Raw genomic sequence first — 9,859 nt, forward strand, 5'->3', positions numbered from 1 at the left:
TGAGCTTCCCCCTGTTGCCCGGACACCTGGCCTGAGGTGACCTGCGGTCACCAGGGAGGATGTTCTGGTGCCTGCACCACACCCGCCTGAGTTCCGTCGTCGTGCTGTCGAGTTGGCTCGTGAGGGGACCAAACCGGTCGCTGAGTTGGCGAAGGATCTGGGGATCAGCCAGTCCTGTTTGCGGAGCTGGATGACCCAGGCCGACACCGACGAGAACGGTGGCAGCGCGACCAGGTTGACGAGCGCGGAGAAGAAGGAACTCGCCGAGCTGCGGCGGAAGAACCGGCAGCTTGAGATGGAGAACGAGATCCTGAAGCGGGCGGCCGCGTATTTTGCCCGGGAGAACATTCTCCCAAAGTAAGCTACCCGCTGGTCCACGAACTCGCCGCGGATGGTGTCGATGTCGCGGTGGCCTGCCGGGTATTACGTGTGTCCCGTTCTGGATATTACGAATGGCGTGACCGGCCGATCTCGGATCGCGCCCGCGAGAACGAGTTGCTGGTGAAATATATCGAGCAGATCCACACTGATTCGCGCGGCACCTACGGATCACCTCGCGTGCACGCCGAACTCACACTCGGTTTGGGACTGGCAGTCAACCGGAAACGAGTCGCCCGGCTCATGCGCGAAGCCGGCATCCAGGGTCTCTACCGACGCAAACGCTCCTGGACCACGGTGCGTGACCCGACGGCCGAGCCGGCCCCGGACCTGGTCAACCGCCACTTCACCGTGGACGAGCCGAACCGGTTGTGGATCACCGACATCACCGAGCATCCGACCGAGGAAGGGAAGGTCTACTGCGCCGCGGTCATGGACGCGTATTCACGTCTGATCATCGGCTGGTCCATCGACAGCCATATGCGCACCGAACTCGTCACCGACGCGCTCGGCATGGCCATCATGCGACGCCAACCCGAGAACAACACAATCCTACATTCCGATCACGGATCGCAATACACGTCATGGGCGTTCGGGCAACGGCTTCGTTCGGCCGGCCTGCTCGCCTCGATGGGCACCGTTGGTGATTGCTACGACAATGCCATGATGGAATCCTTCTGGGGCACGCTCCAACTCGAAGTTCTCGACCAAAGACAGTGGAAAACCCGCGACGAACTTGCCAACGCGATATTCGAATGGATAGAATGCTGGTACAACCCAAAACGGAGACATTCCAGCATCGGGATGCACAGCCCTGTCACGTTTGAAGCCCTACACACCGGGTCAGACCAAGACCACTGACCCCACACCGTAGGTGTCCGGCAAACGGGGGAAGCTCAGCCCGGGACTGTTCCAAGATCGGCACCTCTCTGTGTCAAGTGGTTGCCGACAGAGACGTGCCGATCATGGGATAGACCCCTCGGCCCAGGCGAACACACCGTGGAATCCACCATCTACGGAGACGACATCGCTTAGAACGGGCCTTGATCCGTTCTGTCCCATTCGTGCTGTCGCGTAACGCGCATTACCCGCGCCAGGGCTGGTGCGATGCACACAGGAACCGTTCGCATCGGTCCGGAGGCATCTGAGGCGTGCGAGGCGCCGGCGTGACCGACGTACCTTCAGCGCCGCTCGGGCCGGGGTGATGGCCGACGGTCGATGACGAGCCGAGACCGGTACATGGGCTGGTCTGTTCGGGTGGCGAGGCCGCTTGTGGCGTCACGGTGCTGGTCGGTGTCGGTCTCGGCAACGAGCACACGATTGGGGGCCAGGATGTCAGCGCTGTCCGTGGACGCGTTTCGGGGGTGCCATCGCATCTCACCGTCGACGTCGGCGGTCGGCCATCGTTCCTGACGGGTTGCGGTTCGCGTTCTACGGGCGGATGTCGACCAGCGAGTTTCAGGATTCCGGGACGTCGCGGGCGTGGCAGCGGGCGGTTGCTGATGAGTTGGTCGATGGTGTGGGGCGGGTGGTGGTCGAGTTCTTCGATGAGGGTTGCTCGCGGCGGTGGTCGTGGGGTGACCGTGCTGCGGCTTCAGCGTTGCTGGCCGCGGCGGAGAACCCGGAGCGTGGGTTCGATGCGGTGGTGGTGGGGGAGTACGAGCGGGCGTTCTTCGGTGATCAGTTCCGGGCGGTGGTCGAGCGATTGGCTGCCGTGGGTGTGCAGGTGTGGTTGCCGGAGGCAGGGGGCCCGGTCGAGCTGGGCTCTCCAGTGCACGAGGCGTTGATGGTGTTGTTGGGCGCGCAGGCGCAGCGTGAGGTGGTGCGTGCCCGACATCGGGTGTTGGCGGCGATGCGGGTTCAGGTTCGGGTGCAGGGCAGGTTTCTGGGTGGTCGTCCACCGTATGGGTACCGGCTGGCGGATGGTGGTCCGCACCCGAACTCGGTGCATGCGCGGTGGGGTCGCCGGCTGCATGTGCTGGAGCCTGATCCTGGGACGGCGCCGTGGGTGGAATGGATGTTCCTTCAACGGGCTGCGGGTCGGAGTGTGGCGTCGCTGGCACGTGAGTTGAATGAGCGTGGTGTGCCGTGCCCATCGAGTGCGGACCCTGGCCGTAACAGTCACCGGGTGGGGGAGCGGTGGATCGTGCGGACGGTAGCCATGATCCTTGAGAACCCGCGCTATACCGGGCGGCAGGTGTGGAACCGCCAGAGCACTGTGGGTCACGGTGGCGGTGGCCGACGAAGTGGACGCGGCTCAGGAGCAGTGCGGCGAAACCCGGCCGGGGAGTGGGAGGTGTCCCAAGCTCTGACACACCAACCGTTGGTCGACGACGTCACGTTCCTCGACGTGCAGGGAATCCGCGCGGGCAAACAGAACAAGGACGGCGAGACTCGCGAGTACGTGCTCGCCGGGCTCGTCGTGTGCGCGGTCTGTGGCCGCCGGATGGACGCGCACTGGGTACACGGACGTGCCGGCTACCGATGCCGACACGGATATACCAGTGGCACGACTCGCCCCTCCGGTGCGCCACACAACCTCTACCTACGCGAGGACCATCTCCTCGAGCTCCTGCCGGAGTTGCTAGTCGATGCAGGTTCCCGTCCCGATCGACCCGACCAGCTCCGCCAGCGAGATCTGGTGGACGTCCTACGACGTGAACGACTCCAGATCCTTTGCACTCGAGGAGGCCCAATCCTCAAACACGAGGAGCCGCCGGACAGGCAATCCGCACTGCATTCATATGGGCAACCCACATTGGAACTCGACTGGGTCTCCCGTCACCAGGAGAAAGAGGTTACGGATCCCATGGCCGCAAGCGCCGCAAGTGAGAGGGGGATCGCGCTACACTCAGATTCCATGGGCACGCCCGAAACTGGGCCAAGGTGAGCCGTGGGGTAATAGAGTGTCCGAGACTCGAACACCTGTTCCCAGGGGATCTCCTGAATTCCAGGGGATTTCCATGAAGCCAAACATATCAGCTCGCTGGGTCTTCGTGGGTGTTCAAGTGCTCCTTGTTGAAGTATGCCACAGCAGCGGGCACGTCGTAAGGCTCATCATCGAACGAGTGATGCCGGCGGTTGCCGAGGGCTTCGGAGATGACGAGCGTGTACTGGTGACCGCCTCAGAACCAGGACAAGGAAATCTATGGCGATACATCGCCTACTGGCGACGTGGACGGCAGGACGGCCGATGTGGGCGCCCTTGTAGACGGCGGCGGCTCGTATGTGACTCATCGGAAGACGTTGAGCAACGACGTCGAGTGGAGATCCTCGTGACTGCGCACCGGCAGGTAGTGCTTGTTCGAAAGCCACACGTCCCGGCAGACGGCTGCTGACCCGGCACCAAAGGCTCAAGGCCGCCAACACGCCCACTCGCCTCGCGGCTATGAGAGCGCATTGGCCGTTCAACCTGGCGTAGATGAGGCGCTAATCCCATATCAGCTGCGGCGGTGGAGAAATGCGTGGTTGCCCGCTCCGCCAGTTGGAACACCACCCCGCGCGTTACGGACACCGTGCTGGACGCACGCAGCCACGAGCGGCACGCCGCCGTGCATGCCCAGCTCGCCCAAGGTGTCGGGTTGCTGGAATGCGCACGACGGCTGGGGTGGGCGCTGAAGACGATCAAACGCTACGCCCGCGCCCACAAAGCCGAAGAACTGCTGCGCCCGCCGCGCTACGGCACCTGCCTGATCGACGCCCACCGAGACCTGGTCCGGCAACGCCTCACCGAGAACATCCCGGTCACCGGGATCCTGGCCGAGATCCGCGAACAGGGCTACACCGGCAGCGCCAACCTGCTGGTCCGCTACATCAACCAAGGCCGAGCCGACCCAGCTGAGGTCGGCCTTCGTCAACGCGTCCGCGGCCTGGCGGTAATGCCGCAGGTTCGCGTTCACCGTGCCGAGGACGACGTCGTTCTCCAGCACGAGCTCGCGGTTGAGGCCGTCGGCGTCGACGCCGATCCGGCACCGGTTGCCGAAGCCGGTCAGGCATGCGATGCCGTAGGGGCGGTGTGGGCGAGCCGTACTCGCCGCCCTCAATCTCCTTGTCCGTGCCGCACACGCCCAACGCCAGGCCCTCGACCAGCAGGCCGCCCGCCTCGGCGGCGGGTTCCGGCACCTCCGCGACTCCAGAGAGCTGGCTCGGCCGGGTTCGACAGTCACGGCACGCATGGCCGTCGGGCTACCTCCGCCGTTATGCGCGGGGCCGGTCGTGCTCGGTAAGGCAACCGTAAAGGTCGGCCTGCCATGCCGCTGGGACGGTCATCAGCACCCCGCCCTGCGGGCGTGGGCGAGAGCCGACGTCGGCAGGGCGGGGTCGCACTGGACACCGACTGGATTGCGCCGCTCTGCTCCTGGTGGGCCTCTCGCTCGCGCAGCACGCTGAGCACCTCCCGCGCCGCAGTGGTGGGGGACAGCTCGAAGAAGTCGGTTCCGAGCACCAGGTCGACGGTGCCGCCGGGACGGTTCCAGCGGGTCACGTACAGCCCATCCAGTCGCGAGTTTCTACGGCGGCGTGCACCCGTGCTGAGCGGAAATCCCCGGAAGTCACCGTGGTGTCGATCCGCTGGCCGCCATTACTGCCAACCCCGAGGATTGACCAGGGTCGATATGCTCTCCGATATCCTGCAAGCCACCACGGGGGAGCGCCATGCGGAAATATCGATCACCACACCGGAATGATTTCGCACACCCGCGGCGTGCGGGGACGGTCCACATTTCACGATCGCCGGTCACGGTGACCAGCGCGGTCGCGAGACACCATGACCGTTGAGGAGCACCCGTCCGTCAGCCAGACGCTCCGGGGGATGTCGCGGCCCGTCTGGCTGCTCCTGATCGGCACCCTGATCAACCGGTCGGGCAGTTTCCTCCAGATTTACCTGGTGCTGTACCTGACCGAACGTGGATTCTCCACCGGCGGTGCCGGGCTCGCCCTGGCGGCGTTCGGTTTCGGCACCGTGGTCGGCATCATCGTCGGTGGATCGGTGACCGACCGGCTCGGCTATCGCCCCACGATCGTCGGCTCCATGCTGATCGCGGGCGTACTCACGGTCGTTGTGGCGCACCTGACGAACCTCGCGATGGTGGTCGGCGTCGCCGGTGCCATCGGTCTCACCTCGCAGGCCTACCGCCCGGCCGCGCAGGCGATGCTCATCGAGCTGACCCCGCCCGCACGGCACATCATGGTGTTCGCCGCCTACCGACTCGCCTACAACGTGGGCACAGTGGCCGGTCCCTTGCTGGGTGCGCTGCTGATGACCTACTCGTACCAAGCGATGTTCTACGGCGAGGCGGTCGCCCTCGTGGCCTTCGGGCTGATCTCGCTCAGCCTGCCGCGCCACACGGATACCCCGCGACCGGCGCAGTCTGACGACACCGCCGCACAGCCGGATTCCCCGGACCTGCAGAACCGTGACGACGGACCGCGGTCCTATCGAGCCGTGCTGTCCGACACTCGTTTCGTCGTGTTCGCCGTCGCGATGCTCATCAACGGGATGGTGTACATCCAGAGCATCTCGACGCTGTCGCTCCACGTGACGGCCTCGGGGCACGCGCCCGGCTTCTACGCGGCCTTGCTGTCGGTGAACGCATTCGTGATCACCTGCCTGGAGCTGCCGCTTACCAAGTTCGTCCAGCGGATGACCGACCGGGCGACCATCGCACTCGGCAACATCCTGGTGGGCGCCGGGATGATGCTCTACCTGGCCGGCCCGTCGGCGGCGGTGCTCGTGGTCGCGACCCTCGTGTGGACCGTCGGTGAGATGGTCGGAACGCCCACCATGACGGCGTATCCGGGGCGGATCGGGCCGCCGTGGCTGCGGGGGCGCTACATGGCGCTGTCGGAGTTCGCGGTCCAGGTAGGCTACGGCGCCGGCCCTGCGCTGGGCGTCGCCCTGTGGGCCGTGTGGCCGTCCGGGGTCTGGTGGCTGTGCGGGGTGCTGACCGTGGTCTCGGTCATCGGCTCCACCACTGCGATGACCAGCTCGCGTGAACGGGTCGGGCGGCCGCGCGAGGGGTAGGTCGCGCCTGAGGGATCGCGCCTCGTGAGTTCGTTGAATACGAGACGACTTTCCCCGGCGATGTCGAATTCTTCGAATGGTTCTCACAATACCGTCCGGAGGGCGGTCGAAATCGTGCTGGACTCGTGCGGATGAATTCCTGCACGTGCACCAACGGATGCACGTGCACGCCGCCGGCTTGATCGTCCACGCTAGGCGCGACACGCCCGACTAGTTAGTAGTGAACGAGAGAATTAACAAGATGGTTGCCGTTGGCCATGATCACAATCTAAAGTTGCACAAGATTGTCAGGTGCTGATGAGGTTCATGGTCTACCGCTGCTGGGGGGTGGCAAGAACGTGAAATCCCTGGGGAAGTACACCGGGCCGGGCTGGCGAAGATCGCCGTCAATGCGAACAATCTCACGGATAATGGGTATCGTCGGCTGGCTCGCCGCATCGCCCAGGCAGTGTCCTGTATGTGCTGACCGATCACCCCGCGCCGTCGACGTGAACCGTCGCGCGTGCAGCGGCGGGGTCAGCGATGTACGGCGCATGTCGCGGGGCGCCGCCGCGGCCGCGCCCGAGGCGACGAGCCGTTCCGACGGTCGCATGCGGGTTCCTCGAGTGACTCGGCGCTCGTGCCGCGTCTAGTCAATGGGGGAGTAGTTCGGTGAGTCGGCCTGGGTCAGGTAGTCCTGTGTCCGAGTGCTGGGCGCGAGAGGTGGTCAGTGGTGGCGCGTAGGCGAGGAGCGTCCCGTGCGGGAGCTGAGTCCGGAGGAGGCGCGACGTCTGGTCAGGGTGGCCAGGACGGCGCAGGATCGGGTACGGCGAACGGGCTTGGTGCCGACGTTGTCGCAGGGTTGAACTCGGTGGGCCGTCGAGGCCGACGACCGCGCTTGGGGGGCCACGTCGCGAAGGGGGTACGTGGGGGATGGGACCGCCGATCACGACGAGTTCGGCCTGCCCTGATCGCGCCACTCGACCACGCAGCGCCGTGAATGACCCAGGTCCGGCTCAGCGGCCCGCACGACACTGTCCCCAGCGTGCATTTCCGCATAGCTATGTAGGAGCAACGGTCGATGCGAAGTGATGAGAACAGCCCGACGGACACGATCGCAGGGGCTTTACCCGGCGCCGCGGACATGACCGAGCCCCACGTTTCCGTGCCCATCGACTCATTGCTGCCACCGGATTCCCCGCGGCTCGCCGACGAGAACATCGGGCACGCGCGAGCGCTCGCGGAGTTGGAGGTGCCGCTGCCGCCGGTGTTGGTGCACCGGCCGACCATGCGGGTCATCGACGGGACCCACCGGTTGCGTGCCGCAGCGCTCCGCGGTCAGAGCACCATCGGTGTGCGGTTCTTCAACGGGAGCAGCGAGGACGCCTTCGTCCTCGCCGTCCAGGCGAACATCGCGCACGGGTTACCGCTGACGCTCGAGGAGCGGATCGCCGCGGCCTCCCGGATTCTGCGGTCCCACCCGGCGTGGTCCAACCGGGCGATCGCGTCGGTGTCCGGTTTGTCCGCCAAGACCGTCGGTGCCATCCGGCAGCGTTCAGGTGGGGAAAAGCCGCACCTGAACACCCGCGTCGGTCGGGACGGCAAGGTGTACCGGATCGACACCACCGAAGCACGACAGATCGCCGGCGAGTTGCTGAGGAGCCACCCGAATGCCTCGCTGCGCGAGGTGGCGAGGGCGGCCGGGATCTCACCGTCCACGGTCCGCGATGTCCGTGATCGATTATGCCGCGGCGAGAACCCGGTGCCGGAGGGCGTCGCTCGCCACCGGGCGGACCGCGCGACGCAGGAGAACATCGACCACGTCGCGCTCCTCGACCGACTGCGCAACGACCCATCCCTCCGGCTGTCCGAGTCCGGGCGCGTTCTGCTGCGCCTGCTGAGTGCCCAGGCCATTGATTCGGCGCGCTGGGAGGAACTCGGCGGCAACATCCCCCCGCACTGCCGGGAGCTGGTCGCCGAGATGGCCCGCGGCTGCGCCAAGGCCTGGCACGACTTCGCCCATTACGTCGACCGCGCGAGCACGGATCCAGCCACCGTGCCGCATGCCGCGTCGAGCTAGTGTCGTGAGTTCCTGATCCGGCCGCGGGAGGCGGCGGAGTCTCGAGGATCTGGACGACCGCCGAGACCGTGCACGCCTTGCGCGCACCGCGGCACACTTCGCGCCTGCCGCCGCGCCGCCAACGCCTCGGCCGCGCCGTCGACGGCTCCAGCCGCCGACCTCCGGGCTCGGCCCGATACAACCTCGCCGTTCACCGATGAATTAACGATTTTCGTCACCTGTGCCCAGTCGGGTTGACAAGGGAAGAATCGGGCCGGCGGTTCTCGGATCTGGCGGAGTGGCGGTTTCGGACGCTCACCGCGACTGAAATCAACGGCTCGCGACACTGGACGTGGCACGGGCCCGAAACAGTGCATGAAGTACATTCTCAATCTCTTCGGGACGGTCGGTTGGCGCCTTGACACGCCGCAATGGCCAGAGTTTGATGACCTGTATGCAGACCCCACAACCCCAGGCCGGCAGCCCGGTGCGGGAGGCGGGGTCCCATTAGGACAGAGTGCTGATTTCTGCGGGCTCTGCTGGTCGAGCAGATCGCACATTCTTCTTGTCGCAGATATTTCGCGATTCTTCCTATGCGGGTCGGTTCATTGCTGGCACCTTTTATCTTCGGCGCTCGAAGGGGACGTACTGATGTCGGAATCTGGCGGGATTCAGTGGCAGAGGGACCATATGAGCGGTTATCCTGGGCAACGGCGGCGCTCGGGGACAGCGGCGCGAGCAAGCCGGCTGGCGCCATGACGGGCCGCTCGGCGCGGTGACCTCGGAAGCACCTCGGGTCATCGCCTTTCACCTCACCAGCAAGGACTTCTCGGCCGCGGCGCGGCCGGCTCTGCGCTGCGGTCCGGCCCTACGGCACGTGCCCAGCGGCCGCAGGACTCCATGACCGACGACTTCTTCGAACGCGGCGGTAGCTCGACGCGGGTACCGCCGCCACGCGCAACGCTCGCCACGCCACAGATGGGAGAGGACCCCCGATGACCGGCATCCACGTCGCCTTCCTCGAGACCAACAGGACAGGCAGCGGTTACGAGGTGATGCGTGTCGCCAAGGCGCGTGGCTGGCAGGTCACCCTCGTTGCCAAGGACTTCGACTTCTACCTCCAGCCCGGCCAGCAGCAGATCCCCATGGACGTGTTCGACGAAGTCGTCAAGTGCGACACCGACGACCCGGAGACGGTGGCGTCGATCTTGTCCCAGCGCCCGGACCGACCGGACGCGCTGGTCTCGGCGAGTGAGTTCCACATGTTGGCCGCGGCGAAGGTGGGGCGACTGCTGGGGGTGAGGGGCCAGAACCCGGAGGCCGTCCGGGCGTGCCGGGACAAGTCGCTGGGGCGGCGCCTGTGCGCGAGCGCGAAGGTGCCGATTCCCCGGTTCGTGCTGGCGGCCACCCCGGAGGAGGCA

Annotated in this window: 5 protein-coding genes and 1 pseudogene; 5 read left to right on the forward strand and 1 reads right to left on the reverse strand. The window is 65.9% G+C overall.

What is annotated here, in order from left to right; genetic code table 11:
* Positions 1-67 precede the first annotated feature (67 nt).
* Positions 68-1,239 (forward strand): IS3 family transposase gene (locus ACJ73U_RS16015; protein ID WP_407778417.1). Its coding sequence is split into 2 segments (ribosomal slippage): positions 68-359 and positions 359-1,239, totalling 1,173 coding nucleotides; the frame shifts between segments, so codons are not numbered across the junction.
* Between the two features lie 556 nt (positions 1,240-1,795).
* Entirely contained in the window at positions 1,796-3,268 is a 1,473-nt protein-coding gene (locus ACJ73U_RS16020) for a recombinase family protein (protein ID WP_407778418.1), read from the forward strand.
* A 550-nt stretch (positions 3,269-3,818) separates the two neighbouring features.
* On the opposite strand, the gene ACJ73U_RS16025 is transcribed toward ACJ73U_RS16020, so the two are convergent.
* Positions 3,819-4,421, reverse strand: coding sequence for a hypothetical protein (locus ACJ73U_RS16025; RefSeq protein ID WP_407778419.1), 603 nt, complete (start codon positions 4,419-4,421; stop codon positions 3,819-3,821).
* A 722-nt stretch (positions 4,422-5,143) separates the two neighbouring features.
* On the opposite strand from ACJ73U_RS16025, the gene ACJ73U_RS16030 reads away from it, so the two are divergent.
* The 3 genes and pseudogenes from ACJ73U_RS16030 to ACJ73U_RS16040 all read left to right on the forward strand — a co-directional run.
* Complete coding sequence (locus ACJ73U_RS16030) at positions 5,144-6,400, forward strand: MFS transporter (RefSeq protein ID WP_407778420.1); 1,257 nt, start codon at positions 5,144-5,146, stop codon at positions 6,398-6,400.
* A gap of 1,060 nt (positions 6,401-7,460) precedes the next feature.
* A complete protein-coding gene (locus ACJ73U_RS16035) occupies positions 7,461-8,459 on the forward strand; it encodes a ParB N-terminal domain-containing protein (protein ID WP_407778421.1) in 999 nt (332 codons plus the stop codon).
* A gap of 974 nt (positions 8,460-9,433) precedes the next feature.
* Positions 9,434-9,859 (forward strand): annotated as a pseudogene (locus tag ACJ73U_RS16040) (hypothetical protein); the annotation flags it as partial.

It is taken from the genome of Actinophytocola sp., assembly GCF_045807065.1.
In the GTDB taxonomy this organism is placed as follows: Bacteria; Actinomycetota; Actinomycetes; order Mycobacteriales; family Pseudonocardiaceae; genus Actinophytocola.

What these genes read in the sequence shown, in the direction of transcription:
- ACJ73U_RS16035 (WP_407778421.1), top strand. Translation starts at nt 7,461, where the DNA reads ATGCGAAGTGATGAGAACAGCCCGACGGACACGATCGCAGGGGCTTTA.
- ACJ73U_RS16030 (WP_407778420.1), top strand. Translation starts at nt 5,144, where the DNA reads ATGACCGTTGAGGAGCACCCGTCCGTCAGCCAGACGCTCCGGGGGATG.